Annotated in this window: 17 protein-coding genes; 4 read left to right on the forward strand and 13 right to left on the reverse strand. The window is 64.5% G+C overall.

Annotated features, from left to right (window positions below):
- Positions 1-32: 32 nt before the first annotated feature.
- The 9 genes from V7Q39_RS02485 to V7Q39_RS02525 all read right to left on the reverse strand — a co-directional run bounded on the left by V7Q39_RS02485 (position 33) and on the right by V7Q39_RS02525 (position 11,374).
- The gene (locus tag V7Q39_RS02485; protein WP_333814725.1) at positions 33-1,499 is read right to left on the reverse strand and encodes an NAD-dependent succinate-semialdehyde dehydrogenase; all 1,467 of its coding nucleotides are present in this window, start codon (positions 1,497-1,499) and stop codon (positions 33-35) included.
- A 65-nt stretch (positions 1,500-1,564) separates the two neighbouring features.
- The gene (locus tag V7Q39_RS02490; RefSeq protein WP_333814727.1) at positions 1,565-2,758 is read right to left on the reverse strand and encodes an MFS transporter; all 1,194 of its coding nucleotides are present in this window, start codon (positions 2,756-2,758) and stop codon (positions 1,565-1,567) included.
- Positions 2,759-2,820: 62 nt separating this feature from the next.
- Positions 2,821-4,602, reverse strand: a complete 1,782-nt coding sequence (locus V7Q39_RS02495) for a hydantoinase B/oxoprolinase family protein (protein ID WP_333814729.1) — start codon at positions 4,600-4,602, stop codon at positions 2,821-2,823.
- 17 nt (positions 4,603-4,619) lie between these two features.
- A complete protein-coding gene (locus V7Q39_RS02500) occupies positions 4,620-6,644 on the reverse strand; it encodes a hydantoinase/oxoprolinase family protein (RefSeq protein ID WP_333814731.1) in 2,025 nt (674 codons plus the stop codon).
- Positions 6,645-6,693: 49 nt separating this feature from the next.
- Positions 6,694-7,401, reverse strand: coding sequence for an ABC transporter ATP-binding protein (locus V7Q39_RS02505; protein ID WP_333814733.1), 708 nt, complete (start codon positions 7,399-7,401; stop codon positions 6,694-6,696).
- Positions 7,394-8,146, reverse strand: a complete 753-nt coding sequence (locus V7Q39_RS02510) for an ABC transporter ATP-binding protein (RefSeq protein ID WP_333814735.1) — start codon at positions 8,144-8,146, stop codon at positions 7,394-7,396. The genes V7Q39_RS02505 and V7Q39_RS02510 overlap by 8 nt, the downstream gene beginning before the upstream one ends.
- Entirely contained in the window at positions 8,139-9,122 is a 984-nt protein-coding gene (locus V7Q39_RS02515; RefSeq protein ID WP_333814736.1) for a branched-chain amino acid ABC transporter permease, read from the reverse strand. The genes V7Q39_RS02510 and V7Q39_RS02515 overlap by 8 nt, the downstream gene beginning before the upstream one ends.
- A 29-nt stretch (positions 9,123-9,151) precedes the next feature.
- Positions 9,152-10,015, reverse strand: coding sequence for a branched-chain amino acid ABC transporter permease (locus tag V7Q39_RS02520; RefSeq protein WP_333814738.1), 864 nt, complete (start codon positions 10,013-10,015; stop codon positions 9,152-9,154).
- 90 nt (positions 10,016-10,105) lie between these two features.
- A complete protein-coding gene (locus V7Q39_RS02525; protein ID WP_333814740.1) occupies positions 10,106-11,374 on the reverse strand; it encodes an ABC transporter substrate-binding protein in 1,269 nt (422 codons plus the stop codon).
- A gap of 490 nt (positions 11,375-11,864) precedes the next feature.
- On the opposite strand from V7Q39_RS02525, the gene V7Q39_RS02530 reads away from it, so the two are divergent.
- The 3 genes from V7Q39_RS02530 to V7Q39_RS02540 are packed head-to-tail and all read left to right on the forward strand — an operon-like array spanning position 11,865 to position 15,648.
- The gene (locus tag V7Q39_RS02530) at positions 11,865-12,509 is read left to right on the forward strand and encodes a response regulator transcription factor (protein ID WP_333814742.1); all 645 of its coding nucleotides are present in this window, start codon (positions 11,865-11,867) and stop codon (positions 12,507-12,509) included.
- Positions 12,506-14,449, forward strand: a complete 1,944-nt coding sequence (locus V7Q39_RS02535; protein WP_333814746.1) for an ATP-binding response regulator — start codon at positions 12,506-12,508, stop codon at positions 14,447-14,449. Before V7Q39_RS02530 ends, V7Q39_RS02535 begins: the two co-directional genes overlap by 4 nt.
- Positions 14,446-15,648, forward strand: a complete 1,203-nt coding sequence (locus tag V7Q39_RS02540) for an ABC transporter substrate-binding protein (RefSeq protein ID WP_333814748.1) — start codon at positions 14,446-14,448, stop codon at positions 15,646-15,648. Before V7Q39_RS02535 ends, V7Q39_RS02540 begins: the two co-directional genes overlap by 4 nt.
- A gap of 457 nt (positions 15,649-16,105) precedes the next feature.
- On the opposite strand, the gene V7Q39_RS02545 is transcribed toward V7Q39_RS02540, so the two are convergent.
- Together V7Q39_RS02545 and V7Q39_RS02550 are read right to left on the reverse strand one after the other, a co-directional pair.
- Positions 16,106-16,384, reverse strand: coding sequence for an Arm DNA-binding domain-containing protein (locus V7Q39_RS02545; RefSeq protein ID WP_333814750.1), 279 nt, complete (start codon positions 16,382-16,384; stop codon positions 16,106-16,108).
- 31 nt (positions 16,385-16,415) lie between these two features.
- On the reverse strand, positions 16,416-17,186 hold the full coding sequence (locus V7Q39_RS02550; RefSeq protein WP_333814753.1) for an HpcH/HpaI aldolase family protein: 771 nt from the start codon (positions 17,184-17,186) through the stop codon (positions 16,416-16,418).
- Between the two features lie 65 nt (positions 17,187-17,251).
- Here V7Q39_RS02550 and V7Q39_RS02555 point away from each other — a divergent pair, with 65 nt between their 5' ends.
- Positions 17,252-18,112, forward strand: a complete 861-nt coding sequence (locus tag V7Q39_RS02555; RefSeq protein WP_333814755.1) for a 2-hydroxy-3-oxopropionate reductase — start codon at positions 17,252-17,254, stop codon at positions 18,110-18,112.
- Positions 18,113-18,130: 18 nt separating this feature from the next.
- Here the strand turns inward: V7Q39_RS02555 and V7Q39_RS02560 are convergent, their stop codons facing one another.
- Positions 18,131-19,036, reverse strand: coding sequence for a LysR substrate-binding domain-containing protein (locus V7Q39_RS02560; protein WP_333814757.1), 906 nt, complete (start codon positions 19,034-19,036; stop codon positions 18,131-18,133).
- 59 nt (positions 19,037-19,095) lie between these two features.
- Complete coding sequence (locus V7Q39_RS02565; protein ID WP_333814759.1) at positions 19,096-19,842, reverse strand: amino acid ABC transporter ATP-binding protein; 747 nt, start codon at positions 19,840-19,842, stop codon at positions 19,096-19,098.
- Between the last annotated feature and the right edge of the window lie 2 nt (positions 19,843-19,844).

The following is a 19,844-nucleotide window of genomic DNA, read 5'->3' on the forward strand; positions in this document are numbered from 1 at the left end:
TCCTGGATTTTCCGATGCAGAAGAGAAACCTGTCAGACTCCGCCAAGACAGAGATATCTGGTTTCCAGATAGTCGTCGATGCCCTGACGGCCGCCCTCGCGGCCCCGTCCGGATTGCTTGATGCCGCCGAAGGGGGCGAGTTCGGTGGAGATCAGGCCGGTGTTGATGCCGACCATGCCGTATTCCAGCATCTCGGCCACACGCCAGACCTGGGCCACGTCGCGGGTGTAGAAATAGGCAGCAAGACCGAATTCAGTGTCGTTGGCCAGCCGGACCGCCTCCTCCGCCGTGTCGAACCGGAACAGCGCCGCGACGGGACCGAAGGTTTCCTCGCGCGCAAGGCGCATGGCGGGGCTAGCGCCGGTCAGGACGGTGGGGGCGTAGAAGAGACCACCCTGCCCCGCCCCTCCGGTCAGGACCGAAGCGCCAAGGCGGCGGGCATCGGCCACATGGTCCTCGACTTTCCTCAGCGCATCGGCATCGACCAGCGGGCCGAGGGCCACTCCTTCGTCGAAGCCGTTGCCGACGTGCAGTTGCGCGACCGCCGCGGCCAGTTTCGCGGCAAAGGCATCATGCACCCCGGCCTGCACATAGATCCGGTTGGCGCAGACGCAGGTCTGGCCGTTGTTGCGAAACTTCGCCACCAGCGCGCCTTCGACCGCAGCGTCCAGATCAGCGTCGTCGAAGACGATGAAGGGCGCGTTGCCGCCCAGTTCCATCGACATCTTCTTGATCTGGTCCGCCCCCTGCCGCATCAGGATGCGGCCCACCTCGGTGCTGCCGGTGAAGGTGATCTTGCGCAGAAGCGGGTTGCCGCACATCTCGCGCCCGATGGCGGGGCCGTCGGTGCCGGTGATGACCGAGAACAGCGCCGGCGGCAGGCCCGCGCGGCAGGCCAGCACCGCCAGGGCGATGGCCGAAAGTGGCGTCTGTTCCGCCGGTTTCGCCACCATCGCGCAGCCCGCCGCCAAGGCCGGCGCCATCTTGCGTGCCAGCATGGCACTGGGGAAGTTCCAGGGCGTGATCGCCCCCGCCACGCCGACTGGCTGGCGGATCACCATCAGGCGCTTGTCGCGCTGGTGGCCCGGGATCGTCTCGCCATAGACGCGTTTGGCCTCTTCGCCGAACCATTCGACGTAAGAGGCGCCATACAGCACCTCGCCGCGCGCCTCGGGCCAGGGCTTGCCCATTTCGGCGGTGATGATCGTGGCCAGATCATCGGCGTTTTCCACCATCAGATCGAAAAGCCGACGCAGGATCGCGGCCCGCTCCTTGCCGGTGCGCCCGGCCCATGCGGGCTGGGCGGCATGGGCGGCGGCGATGGCCTCGGCGGTCTCGGCCGCGCCCATCTCGGGCAGGCGGGCGATGATCTCGCCGGTGGCGGGGTTCACCACCTCGAAGGCCGGCCCGCTTGCGCCCCGCCAGACGCCCGCCACCAGACCGGCGGTGGGCAGAAGCGAAGGCTCGCGCAGGCGGGAAAGAATGCTGTCTGCGATCATCTGGAAATCCAATTGTCTCTTCTGCAAGCAGGGCCGCGATGCGCCCTAAAGGCTCCTGCCCCGCCTCAGCCCAGGGCGGCGGCAGACCGGCGCAGCCTCAGGCCAAGCACCAGCCCGGCCGCTGACAGCGCCAGCGCAAGGCCGAGCGCTGCGCCATAGCTTCCGCTCATGGCGAAAATCCTGCCCGAGAGCGACGGCGCGATCAGCCCTGCCAGCCCATAGGCCAGCATCAGCTTGCCGTAGACCTCGCCCACGCGGGCGGCACCGAACTGCTCGCCGATGAGCACCGGCATCAGCGAGGCGGAGCCGCCGAACACCATGCCGATGGCCAGCGCGGCCAGAAGCACCACCGGCGACGCAGGCAGGAAGAACACCAGAAGGCCAGCGCCCGCCAGCAGGTTCGAGACTATCAGCATTGTCCGGCCCGAGAACGCCTCGACCAGCCTGCCGCCCAGGAAGGACCCCAGCACATAGCCCAGCGTAAAGGCCCCCGGCGTCAGGCCGATCAGCCAGGGCGCGGCACCTCGGGCGGCGACGATGCCGGTGGAATGCGAAACGATCAGCAGGCCGCTGAAACAGATGGCGAAGAATACGGCGAAGATCGTGAGAAAACGCGCCTCGGTGAAATCCTGGCGCAGCGGGGTGGCGGCGGCCTTTGCCCCGCCCTGGGCGGCACGCAGCGTTCCCGGCATCAACGCCAGGACCCCCAGCCCCAAGGCCAGGATGGCGCCGCCCAGCGCCAGAAAGCTGTCCTGCGGGTCGGCAGCCTGTATCGGCCCCGCCAGAAGGCTGGAGAGCGTAACGCCGCTGACAGCGAAGGCGGCCATCACTAACCCGATGGCCAGGCTGCGGCGCGTCTCGGGCAGTTGCATGACCAGTGCCAGCGCAAGGCCGTAGCCCAGTCCCGAGCCGAAGCCGAAGCCCAGTCCATAGCCCAAGACCAGCCCGGCAACCCCCCCCGACAGGGCGAAGAAGAGATGCCCGGCCCCAGCCAACCCGAAGGCCAGCACAGCAAACAGCCGGAACCCCATCCGCCGTAACAGCGCGTCATGCACGAACATACCCAGGGTGAAGGTCACTAGCGCCAGCGTCGGCACCAGGCTGAGTTCCGCCCGCGAGGTCTGGAGGAAGGCCTCCATCGGCAGCAGGAAAAGGCTCCAGACGTAAAGAACGCCCATGGCGACATTGGTCAGGCAGGCCGCCGCGACCAGACGCAACTGGGTGGAGGCAGGCGGGATTGGGGCATTCGCGGACAGCATGTGTTTCTCCTGAAGGGAAAAGGATCCCCCGGCGGGAGCGGCCGGGGGACCTCCAGCAGCCGTCAGGCCGCCTTGGCGCGCAGGGCGGCTGTCGCCTCGCGCCGGATCGTCATCGTCGCGCGATCAATCACCACGCCATAGTGCCTCTCGGCGCTTTCGAGCGAGATGTATTCGTCAAGCACGTCCTCCAGCACCATGTCGGGATCACGGGTCATCGGGTTGCCCCAGCCGCCTCCCCCGGTGGTTTCGAACACGAACTGCTCGTCATGGCCGAAGCGGTAGCCGGCCAGCAGCGGATTGGTCCACGCGCCGTTCTCCTTGATGCCGCCGATCACCTTGGACGTGCCGTCGGCAGCGACATGGCTGGCGCGCTGCGGAATGCTGGCGCCACCGCCATTGACGCCCGGGCTGCCCGCGCGGGTGCGCGAGGTTTCCATCGACAGCTCGCCGTCGCAGAGGAATCGGCACTTGAAAACCGCACCCAGCCCGCCGCGGAATTTGCCCGCCCCGGCGGAGTCGGGGCGCAGCTCATAGGCCTCGTATTCGATGGGGTAGAACAGCTCGGCCGATTCCGCTGGCATGTTCATGCAGTTGCCCAGCGGGTCCTGCGTGACGTTCATCCCGTCGCCATAGGGCGTGCCACCCCAACCGCCCGAAGGCAGGTCCGAGAACACGTTGGTGCGGCCCTGCCGGTCCGTGGTCGCCGCCACGAACCAGTTGGCCTCGGAGAAGGTCGATCCGGTCACCCGCTCGGGGATCGCCTTGGCCAGCGCCTGCCAGATGGCGCTGGTCACCTTGGAAGAGACCAGCGTGGTGCAGGCGATGGTGGGCGATGGCCATTTCGCGTTCAGCCAGCACTGGTCCGGGATCAGGATATTGATCGGCGCGAACATGCCCCAGTTTGACGGCGCCTCGGGCGCCAGGAAGAACTGCAGCGAGTAATAGGCGGCCGAGGCGGTGTTGGCGAAGGGCGAGTTGATCGCGCCCTTGACCGGCCCGTCCGAGCCCTCGAAGTCCACCGTGATGTCCGAACCCTTGATGGTCAGCCGGACCTTGATCTTCACCGTGTCCATCACGAAGCCGTCGGTATCCGCGTAGTCTTCCGCCTCGTAGACGCCATCGGGAATTTCCTCGATGGCCTTGCGTACCAGCCGCTCGGTATAGTCGATCAGGCCGGACATGGTGGCCTTCACCAGGTCGGTGCCGTAGCGTTTGGCCAGGCGCTGGATCTCGGCCTCGGCATTTTGCAACGCCGCGATATGGGCCTGGAGATCGCCCTTCACGTAATGCGGCGTCCGCGTGTTGTTCATGATGATCGCGAGGTATTCCTCATTGATCCGGTAGTTGCGGTAAAGCATGATCGGCGGCAGGCGCAGGCCTTCCGAGGCGATATGCGTGCCGAAGCCCTGGCCGCCGGCGCCGCCGCCACCCAAGTCCATCCAGTGCCCGCGGCTGACCGCAAAGCCCATCAGGATGCCCTCGTAGAACATCGGCATGGTGAATGTGATGTCGTTGGTGTGGGTGCCGCCCTGATAGGGATCGTTCAGGGCGATCACGTCACCGGGTTGCAGGCTGTTGATGGGGAACTTGGCGGTCGAGGCCAGAGCGCTGGCCTGCATCGCCGCCAGGTGGACCGGGCAGTTCGCCGCCTGCGCCAGAAGCCGCAGATCGGCGTCGTAGATCGCGTTCGAGAAGTCCAGCATATCGGCCAGGATGGGCGAGAAGGACGTGCGCTGCATGACCGAGCTCATGGTCTTGCAGGCATGTTCGAAGGCGTTGCGGAGTACCTCGAAAGTGATCGGGTCGACCGCGTCCACTTGGGTCGGCTTGATGTTTGCGTTCATTTGTCAGGTTCCTTTGCTCATGCAGCCAGGGTGACGATCAGGTTGCCCGAGTTGTCCATTTCCCCGTGGGATCCGGGCGGCAGGACGGCGACGGTGTCGGGGTATTCGATGATCGCGGGACCTTGGACGGATTTTCCCGCCGACAGCACGGCACTGGGCAGAACGTCAGTTTCGATCCACTCGCCGTTGAAGAACACCTTGCGGCGCGCTTCGCCCTTGACGGCATCACCGCCCAGGTCGAACGAGAACTTGGGCGCTGTCGGCAGCTTGCCCACGGCTGAGATGCCGATGGCCACGATGGCGACAGGGAACTCCCGCGTGCTGACACCATATTCGCGGTGGTGAGCGGCGTGGAAGGCCTCGGCGATCTCGGGGATCTTCTTGGCTGTCAGTTCGCCGGTCGGCATGTCGACATCGACTTCATAGGTTTGGCCGACATAGCGCATCTGCAGTGTGCGGGTGATCGTGGCACCGCCTTCCTTCATTCCGTCCGAGGCCAGAAGGTCAAGCCCGCGCGTTTCAAGGGCGGCGAAGGCCTTCTTCAGGGCCTCGATGTCCACCGTCTCCAGTTCCGAATAGAAGAAGGTTTCAACATCGTGGCGGAGGTCCATCGTGGTCGCCCCGAAGGCAGAGGCCACGCCTGCCTGCGCGGGGATCAGCACCTTTGGCACGCCCATGGCCTGCGCCACGAAGCAGGCGTGCATCGGGCCTGCCCCGCCGAAGCTGGCCAGCACATAGTCGCGCGGGTCGCGGGCACGATCGGTGACGACACCCTTCACCGCCTGGGCCATGGTCTCGCAGGAAATGCGGATCATGCCCTCGGCCGTTTCCAGACGGCTGAGGCCGATGCGTTCGGCCAGGGCGTCGATCGCCTTTTCCGACGCGGCTTTGTCCAGCGTGAACTTGCCGCTGAGCGACGGGTGCAAGCGGCCCAGCACCATGTTGGCGTCCGTAATCGTCGCCTCGGTCCCGCCACGGCCATAGCAGGCCGGACCGGGTTCGGAACCCGCGCTGCGCGGTCCCATCCGGAGCGATCCGCCCTTGTCGATCCATCCGATGGACCCGCCGCCCGCGCCGACTGAATGGATGTCCAGCATTGGCACTGAGACCGGCATTTCCCATTCCAGCTCATATTTTCGCGTGATCAGACCGGTGCCGTTTTCGACAATCGAGGCATCAAAGCTGGTGCCGCCGACGTCGGTGTGGATGATGTTCTGCAGGCCAGTCGTCTCGGACAGGTATGCCGCATAGGACACGCCACCTGCCGGGCCGGATTCGATCAGCTCCTCGGGACGTTCCTTGGCCAGTTTCGCACCCATCACACCGCCGTTCGACTTCAGGATCAAAAGCGATCCCTTGAAGCCCATTTCGCGCAGTGCTTCGTCCAGCCGATCGAAGTAGGTGGCCATCACTGGCATCATGCAGGCGCGGATCGCCGTGGTGACAAAGCGCGAATGTTCGCGGAAGACCGGCCGCGTCTCGGCCGAGATCACCACATGCGCGTTTGGAAGCACCCCTTTTACAATCTCGCGAGCGCGCTGTTCATGCGCCGGGCTGGCGTAGGAATTGATGAAGCCGATGCCCACCGCCTGAATGCCTCGCCGCGCAATCTCTTCAGCTATGGCGAGGACTCCGGCCTCGTCGAGTGGACGACGCTCGACGCCCTTGGCCGACATCCGACCGCCAACGGTAAAGCGGTGGCGGCGCTTGATCAGAGGCTTCGGCTTCTGCTGGTAGGGGTCGTAGAGAAACTCCCGGCTTTGCCGGCCAATTTCCAGCGTGTCGCGGAAACCTTCCGACGTGATGAAGGCGGCATCGGGGTAATTGCGCTCTAGGAGGGCGTTGGTCGCCGTGGTGGTCCCGTGCATGAAATAGCCGATCTGGTCGAAGGGCACCCCCGACAGCTTCACTGCCTCGATCACCCCTTGCGAACGGTCACGCTTGGTGGTTAGCACCTTCGCCGTGCGGTGCTGGCCGGTGCCTTCCTCCCAGGCGAAAAGGTCGGTGAAGGTGCCCCCCACGTCGACGCCAACTCTCCACATAGTCTTCTCCTCCTTGATCGGCGCCCAAGCAGGACGCCTGTGAACGATTTCAGATTCCGAGATAGGCCTGCTTGACGCGGGGATCGGTCAGCAGGTCGGCTGCCGCGCCCTCCAAGGCCTTGGTGCCCAGGTCTAGGACGTAAGCACGATCAGACACTTGCAATGCCAGCTGGGCATTCTGCTCGACCAGTATGACGGCAATGCCGGTCTCGTCGGTCAACTGGCGCAGGGCTTGCATCAGCTGGATTTCCACCAGGGGCGCCAAGCCGATGGACGGTTCGTCAAGGAGTAGGATCTTTGGCCCCGCCATGAGCGCCCGACCAAAGGCTATCATCTGCTGCTCGCCACCCGACAGACTGCGCGCGGGGAGCTTCGCCTTGCGCTCCAACACCGGGAAGTAGCCGTAGACCTTGGCCAGATCGCGGGCGATGGCGGCCTTGTCGCGACGCAGGAACGCCCCTACCATCAGATTGTCCGCCACCGTCATGCGTGGGAACAACTCACGCCCCTCGGGTACAAGACAGATGCCACGGCTGACGATTTCGGCGGTGGACAGGCCCTGGATGTCGGAATGGAAGGCGGCGATGCGGCCCGACTGCACCTTTACCAGCCCACAGATACTCTTCAGCAGAGTGGTCTTGCCAGCACCGTTGCTGCCGATCACCGCAGTGATCTGACCGCTCTCAGCCTGCATGGAAAAGCCGTTTACGGCAACGCTATGGCCATAAGAAACGTGAAGGTGTTCAACCTCAAGCATGGTGCGCCGCCCCCAGATAGGCCTCGACCACAGCCGGGTTTTCGGTGATCTCCTTCGGAGTGCCCTGGCCGATCTTGACGCCGAAGTTGATGACGTGAACCTCGTCGCAGACCGACATCACCGACTTCATGTCATGTTCGATAAGCAGCATGGTCAGCCCGCGTTTGCGCAGTTCGATCAGTCTTTGGGCGACGTTGGCCTTTTCCGCCGGGTGCAGACCGGCCAGAGGCTCGTCCAGCAGCAGAAGCGCAGGACGCGCTGCCAGCGCGGTGGCGATGGACACCATCCGCTGCGTTCCCCCGGGCAGAAGGTGCGCCGGGGTATTTGCAACCGCTGCAAGCCCCATGAAGTCGATGATGCCTTCGGCGCTTTTCAACAGGATGGGCTCCTGACCGAGTACCGAATGGGCGTGGTGACGCACACCACCCAGACGGGCCATGTGATGCCCCATCATCACGTTCTCAAAGACGGAGCGGTCACGGTAGATGCTGGTCAGCTGGAAGGTGCGCACCAGCCCCATTGAGGCAATCCTGCTGGGTCGCTTGCCAGTGATGTCCCTGCCATCGAACAGGATTTGGCCGGCGTTCGGTTTCAGGAAGCCGCTGATCAGGTTGAACATCGTGGTCTTGCCGGAACCGTTCGGACCGATCAGCCCAGTGATCGCGCCTTCGCGCGCCGACAGGCTGACGTCCTTGATTGCTACCAGCTTGCCGAAGCTCCTGGTGATGTTGTCGACCCTAAGCATTGCGCGGCCCCTTCAGCTTGGCGACAGCCTTTGCCAGCACCACTTCCAGTCCGCCTTTGGTGAACAAGAGAGCGGCGATGACGCTGAGGCCCCAGAGCAGCGGGATGTATTGCGCCGCGCCGCGGAACAGCTCTTCCAGCAACGTCAGCATGATCAGACCCAGCAGCGGCCCGGTGAAGGTGCGGGTGCCACCGACGATGGCTGCCGCGACGATCTTGAACATGAAGGCCGGGCCGAAGTCGCCGGGGTTTACGATGCCGTTGAAGTTCCCCAGAAGCACCCCCGCCGCCCCCGCGATGGACGAGCCGATCACGAAAGCCAGCGTACGATAGCCCCAGGTGTGGACGCCCAGCGTTTCCGACAGCTGTTCGTTCTCGGCCACCGCCTTGATCGTCTTGCCGATGTGTGAGCGGTCGATTGCCAGCAGGATCAGCGTGACCAGAAGCGCGACCACCAGGACCAGGCCGAAAAACCCGCCCGTTGTGACGAAGTCTATGCCGAACAGCGGCGTAGGGCGCGGGATGAAGGCGATGCCGTTTTGCCCCCCGGTGATGTCCGAGAATTGGATCAGGCTTTGCTGAATCGCGGCGCTGGCGGCGAAAGTCGCCAGAAAGAAGTTGTATTCCCGCGTGCGCAGCACCGGATAGGCCAGCGCCAGCGCCAGCACACCCGAGGCCAGGGTGCCGACCAGCAATGTGGGCCAGAACGGCCAACCCTGCCCGGTGGTCAGCAGTGCCATCGAATAGGCACCGATCGCGGCGAAGGCGACATGGGCAAAGGACCAGCCGCCCATTGTGGTGATAAGCCGGAAGCTCATCACCAGCATGGCGTTGATCAGAAACAGGATCAGGACCTGGCCAAGGTAGATGCTGGAGAAGCGGAAGGCTACCACCAGAAGCGCCGCCGCCGCCAGAAGGCCCGCAAGCTCAGCCGGTTGCACGGGGCTCTTGCGCCGCGCGGCCGCGGAATTGGCCAAGGTCAGATCCGGATTGAGGGACGTGTTGCTCACTGCCGCGCCCCCATCATGCCATTGGGCAGGAAGGAAAGGATCGCCAGCATGATCACCGCATCGACCAAGGCGACATACTGGCCGTGGCCGAAGGCGGTCAGCAACGAGTCAAGCGTGCCGAACAGCGCCGCGGCCAGTGCCGCGCCCGGCAGGCTTCCGATGCCGCCGACGATGATCACGATGAAGGCCCGCCAGATTGCCTCGCCACCCATGAAGGGATTGATGTTCATGATGCTGCCCATCAGCACGCCCGAGGCCGCCGACAGCGCGCTGCCAATGATGATGGTGACAAGCCCGATCCTGCCGATGCTGACACCCTGCAACCGCGCGCCGACGCTGTTCTGCGCGGTGGCGCGAATTGCCCGGCCCAGCCGCGAATGGGTGAGAAAGGCCCAGAGCCCGATGATGGTGATGAGCGTCAGCCCGACGACGACCAGACGTTGCGTCGGCAGGATCATCCCCGCCTCGCGGAAAATTCCCGGAACCAGCGGGGGTATCGTCCGGCCGACGGGTCCGAACGCCTCGATCACCGCAACCTGCAGCACATAAGAGAGCGCCAGGGTCGCCATGAAGATTGAGAATGGCTGTTCGCGCAGCGGGGTGATGAGGCCCCAGAAGATCAGCGCGCCTAGGATGCCCCCGGCCACAAGGGCGCAGAGGATCGCGATCCCCAGCATCGGCAATCCTGCCAGAGTTCCCGCGAACAGGGCCGTCACCAGATAGAGGCTGTAGCCGCCGATCATGAAGATCTCACCGTGGGCGTAGTTGACCACGCGCATCACGCCGAAGATCAGACTGAGACCGATGGCGAACGACAGGTAGAATGTCGTCAGGAACATCGCGTTGGCTAATATCTGCACCGTCTCTTCCCCATTGCGTGCAAGCCGATACCAGCGCCGCGCCCGCCTCCGGGCGCGACCTGTGTGGTTTATGGTTTGGTGACTGGCGGCTTAGCCCGCGTAGACCTGACCACCTGCCGCCAGGACCGGCAGGGCCGCAGCCTTGTTCTTTTCCCACCAACCGAAAGTGTCGACGACACCGTCAATCACCGCCGCACCTTCTGCGCTGACGCCATAGACCGGCTGCGGCGTGTAGAGGTGATGGTTCACCCCGAAAATCTCGGCCCCGCCCCATTTCGACGGCCCGAACAGGGGATGGTCCACCGTCTCCATCGCGTAAAGCGTCTTCATGACCGTTTCCGCGTCCATCGCGGGAGCGGCCTTGAAGGCGACCTCGAAAGCCATGACGGCAGCATAGGTTGACGAGGCCCAGGGTGCCCATTCCGCCTCGCCGTATTTCTCGACGTAAGCCTTGTAGAATTCATGCGCCCGAGGGCTGAAGGTGGGTTCCTGTGCGTCGACCGACGGGCCGCTGAACAGACGCCCAGCGGTGGCCTGAAGGACGCCAGACTGCTCCAGGAAGTTGGCCTCCCAGGATTCCGAGCCGTAGATGCCGGTGAAGCCAAGCTGTTCCAACGTTGCCACCATCGCGGCTTTCGGGCCGGGCGAGAAGCCCATCTCGTAGACGATGTCCGGAGCGCTGTCGGCCAGGGGTGCGAGGAGGCCCAGCATGTCGTTTGCTGCCGACGCCCCATAGCTTTGATCGTAAACGATCTCGATACGGTCGGCATGGGCGGCGCAACCCGCTTGGATGTAGGCCCGCGCGGCCTTGGCAAAAGAGGTATCGCCGGTGATGATGGCCACCTTCTTCGCGTCCGGGTGGCGCTCGATGATATGGCTAATGGTCAGCATGTTGCCCATCGGTTGGCCGGTCTGCGCACCCAGGAGATAGGGGAAGTCAGCCCCGATGAAACCCGCACCGTAAGAGGTGACGAGCACCTTGCTTTCATTGGTCAGCGGGCCGATGGCCTGGCGGGCGGACGGCGTGTAGGTCTGCAGAAGGAAGGTGCAACCGTCGTCGAGGATGGCGCGGCGAGCGGCTTTCAACTCGTCGCCCGCGGCATAGCAGTTGTTGTCGTAGGAGCTTACCTGCAGCTTGTAGGTGTTGCCATCGCCGGCCTTGAACCCTTCGGAGCCGTTCATCTCCTCGGCCCACATCTCGACCGCACGGGTGATCGGGATGCCCCATTGCGCGCAATCGCCCTGTTGCGGCTGCAACACGCCGATTCGGATCGTGCCCCCCTCGGCCCGTGCCGGCAGGCCCGTCAAGGACAGCACACCGGCCGCGCCGGCCGTCTGAAGAAGCATACGTCTGGTCATTCCGGTCATGGTCTTTACTCCCAGTTATATTATTTTGATTAGCCGATTAGTAGCACGACTAGTCACACACTAGTCAACAATAAATGATCAGGGCGAATCAGGCGCTTAGCCGATAGAGCTTCCGACCTGCCGCTCCTACGTCACTCCGCAAAGCGAATCTGCGCCGCCTATCGTCCTCTGGGCGCGGGGACAATCCGCGCCTTGGCACATTGCAGGACGTGACATCGACTCAACTGGCTGTATATGCGAGCTAATTCTTGAAGATACCCGGCATATCCCATGGCAAATCAACTACTCGCCGCCACGACCAGCCGCTGTCTCGCGGGCTTCACACCCATGCACCGCCTGTGAACGGACGGGATCAGGATCCGTTTGCGACAGATTACGTTTGCGTGATGATTAGATAGCGTTTAGATATCAACAAAGGAGCCAACCTGCACGATTTCGGGGTTCGACTGATGAGAGACTGCACCTACACGAGGCCGCCGCAATGAAGGTCTTGCTTGCCGACGACCACTGGATCGTGCGCGACTCGCTCAAGCACGCCATGCGCAGCGTGGGCCCGCATGTCGAGGTGCTGGAGGCCGCCGATTTCGACGAGGCGCTGGAACTTCTGCGCAAGAACCCGGACACCGCGCTGATGCTGGTCGATCTGGTGATGCCCGGCTTCACCGAGTTCACTGGTCTGAGGATGCTGCGCTCCACCTATCCCGACATCCCGATCGCCGTGGTGTCGGTCCATGAGGAACGCGACTACGTGATCCGCGCCATCGAGGAAGGCGTGATCGGCTATATCCCCAAAAGCGCCGAAGGGCCGGAGGTGTTGCGCGCACTGACGCTGGTGATCAACGGCGAGGTGTCCTTTCCGCGCAGCATATTGCAGAAATCCGACCGCGGCCCGCTGCCCGGACCGGCAAACAGCGAGGCTGCGGCGCAGGCCGAGGCGCAGTTAACCCCTCGCGAGGCCGAGGTGCACCAGTTGCACGCCGCCGGACACAGCAATGCCGAGCTCGCCGAGCGGCTGGGGCTCAGCACCAACACGGTGCGGGTGCATCTGCGCAACATCTCGCTGAAGATCGGCAAAGAAGAGGCCGCGCGCAGCGCCGGCGCGGCGACCCGGGGGCGGCTGGAGTGACGTTCCGCTGGCGGGCCATTGCGCCGAAAGGGAACACGCCGGGCCTTGCGGAACTGGCCGCCCGGGCATCGCAGAGCCTGGGCTATGCGGTGCTGTCGGATGGGCGGGATCTCTGGCTCGACTGGGCCTGCGGCGCGGCCGGCCGGTTCGGCGACCTCATGCCGATCCGCGATGCGCTTGCCGGCCACCCCGCCTTTGCCAACCCGGCCTCGGTGCAGCACCATATCGCGCGGCTGCTGAAAACGGGCGGTTCCGAGGCCCGCTTCGCCGTGTCCAGCGACCAGGTGCCGGAGGGCTTCCTGCACGACAGTTCCAGTTGCGAGCGATCCGAGGACGGGCTCTTCCGCATTACCGGCTTCGCGCACGACGTGTCGGGCCGCGGCCTTCCTGCCGGCGACAGCCGCTCCGACTGGCCGCGGCTAGCGGTCGAGGCCATGGACCAAGCCGTCGCCTGCTGGGACCGCGAGGGGCGGCTGGCCTTCGCCAACAGCCGCTTCGACCAGCTCGCTGCGGGCCTGGGGGTCGCCTGCCCCAAAGGCCGGCCGCTGCACGATTTCCTAGCCGCCCTCGCCGCCTCGCGCGAGGTCGACTTGGCCGAGGGGGCCGCCGCCGACTGGGTGGCCCGGGTGTTGGCCGACCGAACCCGCGAGCGACCGGGCGAATGGCTGCTGTCCAACGGCCAGTCGGTGGACGTGGCCTGGCGCGCGATGGAGGGCATGGTTCTGATGACCGTGCAGGACGTGACCCGCGCCCGAAACGCCGAGCGCGCGCTCCGCGAAGCCAAGCGCTTGGCCGAGGATGCCAACGACAAGAAAAGCCGCTTCCTGAGCGCCGCCAGCCACGACCTGCGCCAGCCCCTCGCAACACTGAAGATCCTTGTTTACAGCGGCATCGAAAGCAAAAGCGAGGCCGAGCTGCGCGATCTGGTGCGGTCGATGGATGTGGCTGTGTCGGTCATGGACGAGATCCTCGGGCTGCTCCTGCAGGTCGGCCAGCTGGACGCCGGCCGCATCGCGGTGCAGCGCCACCATTTCCAGGCCTCGCAGATGCTGGAACGGCTGCGGCGCGAGTTCACCCCCATCGCCGAGCAGAAGGGCCTGACGCTGCGAGTGATGGACAGCGCCGCCACGCTGGAGACCGACCGCGTGCTTCTGGAGCGCATCCTGGGCAACTTCATCTCGAACGCCATCCGCTTCACCGACAGGGGTGGCATTCTGGTCGGGCTGCGCAATCGCGGCGCACACAAGGAGATCCAGGTCTGGGATACCGGCTGCGGTATCCCGGAAGACCAGCACAAGAAGATCTTCGAGGAGTTCCACCAGGTTCACGGAAGCCCCTCGGCCCGGCAGCGCGGCCTGGGTCTGGGGCTGAACATCGCGCAGCGCATCGCCGACCTCTTGTCGCATAATCTGCGCGTGGCCTCACGGCTGGGGCGGGGCACGATGTTCTCGGTCGAGGTGCCGGTGGGCAACATCTGGCAAAGCCGCGTGGGCGAACGTGAGATCAGCGAAAGGCTGGCCGGCGAGTTCTTCGGCGCCTCAGCGCTGGTGATCGAGGACAACGACGATTTCCGCGCCGCACTGGAGGGGATGCTGGCCCGCTGGGGCGTCACTGTGCTGGCCGCGCGCGACGGCGACGGGGCGGTTTCCATGCTCCGCGCCCAAGGCTTCCGGCCAGACCTCATCCTGGTCGACTACAGCTTCCCGAACGGCAAGACCGGCACGCAGATCCTGACACAGGTGCACCAGGAACTGGGGGCCAAGGTACCGGGCATCGTCTGCACCGCCGACACCGATCCCGAGTTGCTGACCGCGATCCGCGCGGGCGGGGTGCCGCTTCTGATCAAACCGGTCAGCCCGGCGCGGCTGCGCTCGGTGATGCACCACCTGCTCTATGAAAACCCTGACCGCGGCATCGCCCCGAGAGAGAGCCCGCCATGAGCAGCATCAAGATCGGCAGCATGCTTCCCTTCCGCGCCGCCACGATGAGCGACGCGACCGAATTCCGCAACGGCGCCGAACTCGCCATCCACGAGATCAATTCCCGCGGCGGCATCAACGGTCGGCCGGTCAGCTTGGTCTGCGTTGATTCCGGCGACCAGAGCGCCGTCGCCGTCTCGGTCGCCGCGCAGCGGCTGGTCGACGAGCATGGCGTCCATGCCATCATCAACGGCTACAACATGGGCTCGCACAATTCGGAATACGAGGTGGTGGCCGATGCCGGGCTGATCTACATCCATTCCAACACCCTGATCCAGCACCACGACACCATCGCCAGCGACCCCGACCGTTATTTCGGCTGTTTCATGGGCAACCCGGCCGACTACTGGTACGGTCAGGGCTTCATCAAGTTCATCTCCTGGCTGCGCGACAGCGGCCAGTGGCGGCCGGAATCGAACCGGCTGGCGATCATCTCGGGCTCGCGCCCATACAGCATCGTTATCGCCCGGGCTATGCAATCGGTCGCGCGGGAATTCGGCTGGGAGGTCGCCTTCGGCCCCGAAATCGTCGAGACCCCGACGCGGGACTGGCGAGCTGCGCTGGAGAAGGCCCGGGCCTGCAAGCCGGCCGTGCTGGTAAACACCCATTTCTACGCCAGCGACCTGGCGCATTTCCACAAGCAGTTCCTGGACGATCCGTTCCGCTGCCTGGTATACATGCAATACGGCGGGGTCCATCGCAGCTTCACCGACATCGCCGGCGACCATGCCGAGGGGGTGATCGTCGGCACGGTGATCGGGCTTCTGGCCGACCGGATCGGCCGGGCCTTCGCCGAGCGCTACGCTGCCGCCTTCGGCGATGCTTCCACCCCCGAGGTCGGCTGCGTCACGTATAGCGCGGTTCATCACTATGCGATGGCGGCGGCGATCGCGGGCGGGACGGGCGGCCCCTATGATCCGGCCGAGCAGAACCGCAAGGTCGCGGCCGTCCTGCGATCGGTCCCGTTCCGCAGCGTGGTAGGCACGATCAACTACCACCCCGGCTGGCAGGCGGCGATCCCCTACCCCGACTATACCAACGATCCCTCGCTGGGGATGCCGCACTTGTTCTACCAGATCCAGAAATCCGGACAGGAACACGAGATCATCGCACCGGAGCCCTACACGACCGCCCGCTTCCGGCTGCCGAGCTGGTATTGATCACCGGCGGGACGGATGACCAAGGGTTTGGCACAGTGCCACGCTGCGAACCGGCCCCCGAAAAGACGTTTCTCGAGGCAGCAGTTTGTCTGCTGCCCCTCAGTAGGGGCATGCCGCAGCCACAAGAGCTCTTGTGCTGCGATAGCAAGCTGACCATGCAGTTCCCGCTTCCGCTGCGCACCAGTCGAGCTTCTGCTTCGCGGAATGCTGCGTTGCAGAAAGTTCCAGGGCCGAATGTCAGGAATGGGCCAGTTACGTGCGGCGCTGAGAGAACTGAAAATCAACACCAGTCAGGTGATAGGCAGTCGCAATGCCACCGCCACCTTAGCCTTGGAGATCTCAGTCAGCGGCAGCTTCAGCCAGTCCTTGAGGTGCAACCCGAATTGCTGCCGCAGGACACTCTTGTGCACCTCCGATCTGAGCTTCGGTCGCGCCAGATAGGCATCCAGCGCCCTGCCTAGGGTTGGAGCACCGATCTGGATCGCCTTGCCGGCCCCCTGCCCCATTCGGGCATGAACTCCAGCGCCGTTTCCCGGGCTGCAGAAGCAGAGATTGCCAGATAGCGTCCGATCATCACGCGCCGAGTCCGACCGCCCATATCCTTCTGGAAGTACCAGGTCTTGGAGGCCTTCCCGAAGAAGATAGCCAAGCCCCGGATCTCCGGGTCCCAGAGCTTCACCCTGCCCTCTTTTGCGAGCGGAAGCTTGCTGACAAACGTCTCGGTGAGTTTGGGCATTTTGTCGACCTTTTGCAGGTAACACCGATCGTCAAGCCGGTGCGCTGAACCGCTCGATCAGGTCGTCTGTGCCACGCGCCAGGAGGCCCAGGTCGGAGCCCACAGCCACCATCGTGAAGCCTGCCGCAAGGTAGCGGTCTGCATCCACCGGATTGGGGGCAAGGATGCCCGCAGCCTTGCCTGCCGCCTTCGCGGCAGCAAGGACGGAAGCTATGGCCTCCTGCACATGCGGAGCCGAGGGATTGCCCATCGCACCCAGATTGGTCGAAAGATCGCCCGGTCCGACGAACAGAACATCGACGCCCTCGACAGCTGCAATGTCGGCTGCATTGGCCACCCCGGTCGCACATTCGATCTGGGCGGCCAGAAGCTGCTCTTTCCGGGCATTTGCGTGGTAGCCCTTGATCCGGCCAAAGCCGTTCGCCCGATGGCCGACGGAGAAGCCGCGGATGCCGCCCGGGGCATAGGTCATCGCGGACACGATGGCACGGGCCTGATCGGCGGTCTTCACGTTGGGAATCATCAGACTGCGGGCGCCACCGTCCATGAACTGCTTGATGAGGTTTGCGTCGTCCGAGGGCAGGCGCACGGCAGCCTCGCAACGGAAGGCCGCTGCGGCCTGAAGCTGCGCCACGATGGATCGCAGATCGTTCGGGCTATGCTCGCCGTCGATCAGGATCCAGTCGGCGCCCGATCCGGCCACGATCTCGGTCGTCAAGGCGGAGCCGAGCGAGCACCAGAGGCCAATGGCGGCCCGACCTTCTGCGATCATCGGCTTCAGGACATTTTCTCGTTCTTGCATGATCGCTCCTCTTGGCTTATCAGTTGTCATACATCATATAATTATCGCTCGCAAGCGGAGGACAGATGAAGATCGGCTTTATCGGGTTGGGTGTGATGGGATCGCCCATGGCCCGGCATCTTGCAAACGCAGGGCATCAGATCGCGACGACACTCAACCGCTCCCCCCTTCCTGAAGGGCTTGCGGCACGGGTGCTGCCAGCCCCGGCAGATGTGGCGGAAGCTTCGGAGATCGTCATCCTGATGCTGCCCGATACGCCGGATGTGGAACGGGTCCTTCTGGGCGAGAAAGGGGTTCTCGCAAGTCTTCGGCCGGGAAGCCTGGTGATCGACATGAGCACGATCAGCCCGATCGCCACGCGCCGTTTCGCCGAAGCGGTGGCGGAAAAGGGTGCTGCCTATCTCGATGCGCCGGTGTCCGGCGGACAGGTCGGAGCCGAGAACGCCACGCTGACCATCATGGTCGGGGGCGAGGAGGCCGATTTCGACCGGGCGCTGCCGCTGTTCCAGACCATGGGGAAGAACATCACCCTGGTGGGCGCGACGGGCGCTGGCCAGACCTGCAAGCTGGCGAACCAGATCATCGTGGCCCTGAACATCGAGGCCGTGTCGGAAGCCCTGGTCTTCGCGTCCAAGGCGGGCTGCGATCCGGCCAGGGTGCGGCAGGCCCTGATGGGGGGATTTGCCGCCAGCCGGGTGCTTGAGGTGCATGGCGAACGCATGATCAAGCGGAGCTTCACGCCGGGGTTCCGGCTGAAGCTGCATCAGAAGGACCTGACGCTTGCGCTGGACAGCGCGAAGGCGCTGGGGGTCGCGCTGCCCAATACCGCGACGGCGCAGGAATTGATGAGCGCCTGCGATCGCGAACAGGATCACTCCAGCCTCGTGAAGGCTCTCGAAGCTCTCGCCTCTCACCAGCTGGGGTGACGTCAGGACTGGCGGGCCTCAGGCCTGCCAGTCCTGTTCAAGGAGCCAACGGTGCAGCGCGGCGACATGCCGGGCCCTGAGCCGGGCCTTTGTCGTGATGACGTAGAAGCCCGGAACGGTTTCCAGCGGTATCCCTGCCAGCGCGTCTATGCCCAAGGGCGCGACCAGCTTGCCCGCGGCGATATCCTCTTCGGCGTCCAGCCGCGAAATCAGACCGATCCCCAGACCCTGATGCGCCGCGCGCCGCATGGTCGCCGCATCGTCGAAGGTCAGGCTGCGGTCCAGTTCGGGAATATCGACGCCGAGAAAGGCAAGGATGTCCGGCCAGAGCCGCTTGGATCGCGCCGGTTGAAGAAGGTTGAAGCGCAGGACATCGGATGGCGAGGCGATCTTTTCGGCCATGTCGGCGCGACAGCAGATGACCTTCGGGTCGCGCAGCAAGAGATGCGACAGCGCGTCCTTGCGGTCGCCATAGCCCCACTGCACGGCGAGGTCGATCTGGTCGCGTTCCAGGTCGACCAGGTCGATCATCGTGGTCAGGCCGATCTCGGCCTCGGGCACGGCGATGCGGAATTCGGCCAGGCGCGGCATCAGGTAGCGCGTCCCGAAATAGGGGCTGACGTTGAGGTTGATCCGTGCCCGCTCCCTCGGCGCCGTCACCCGGCGGATACCTTCCTCGAACTCCTCGAATCCGGCCTGGATGTAATGCGACAGGGTGATCGCCTTTTCGGTGAAGCGGATCGACCGTCCGTCACGCTCCATCAGCACGACACCCAGCGCCTCTTCCAGCAGGCGCACCTGCTGGCCGATGGCCTGTGGCGAGACCAGCAACTCGTCCGCGGCCTCGCGCAGGGAACGATGCCGCACGACCGCGTGAAAGACGCGCAGCGAGTTCAAGGGCGGCAGTTTGACGCGCGGGGCCATTCGGTGTCCGTGAGATGAGCGGCGCGCCGATGCTAGCATCCGGACCCCCGTAGAAAAAGTCAGTGCCCAAGCACCTGCGACAGGAAAAGCCGCGTCCGTTCGCTTTTCGGGGCGGTGAAGAAGTCCTCGGGGGCGGCTTCCTCGACGATCTCGCCCTTGTCCATGAAGATGACCCGGTCGGCGACCTTGCGGGCGAAGCCCATCTCATGCGTGACGCAGACCATGGTCATGCCCTCCTGCGCCAAGGTCACCATCACGTCCAGCACCTCGGCGATCATCTCGGGGTCCAGCGCAGAGGTCGGTTCGTCGAAGAGAAGGATCTCGGGCTGCATACACAAGGCGCGGGCGATGGCGACACGCTGCTGCTGGCCGCCCGACAGCTGTCCGGGATATTTCTGCGCCTGATCGGGGATGCGGACCTTTTCCAGATAGCGCATCGCGGTCGCCTCGGCTTCGGCACGCGCAGCCTTGCGCACCAGCATCGGGGCCAAGGTGCAGTTTTCCAGCACCGTCATATGCGGGAAGAGGTTGAACTGCTGGAAGACCATGCCGACCTCGCGGCGGATCTCGTCCAGCGAGGCGAGACTGTCGTCCAGCGCCGTGCCGAAGACGCGGATCGCGCCGCCGTCATGTTCCTCAAGCTGGTTGATGCAGCGGATCAGGGTCGACTTGCCCGAGCCCGAGGGCCCGCAGATCACCACCTTCTCGCCTTTCGCGACGCGGAGGTCGATGCCCTTCAGGGCATGGAAGTTGCCGTAGAACTTGTCCAGTCCGGCGATGTCGATAGCGGGGGCGGTGAGGTCCATGG

Source organism: Tabrizicola sp. (assembly GCF_036781545.1).
In the GTDB taxonomy this organism is placed as follows: domain Bacteria; phylum Pseudomonadota; class Alphaproteobacteria; order Rhodobacterales; family Rhodobacteraceae; genus Tabrizicola.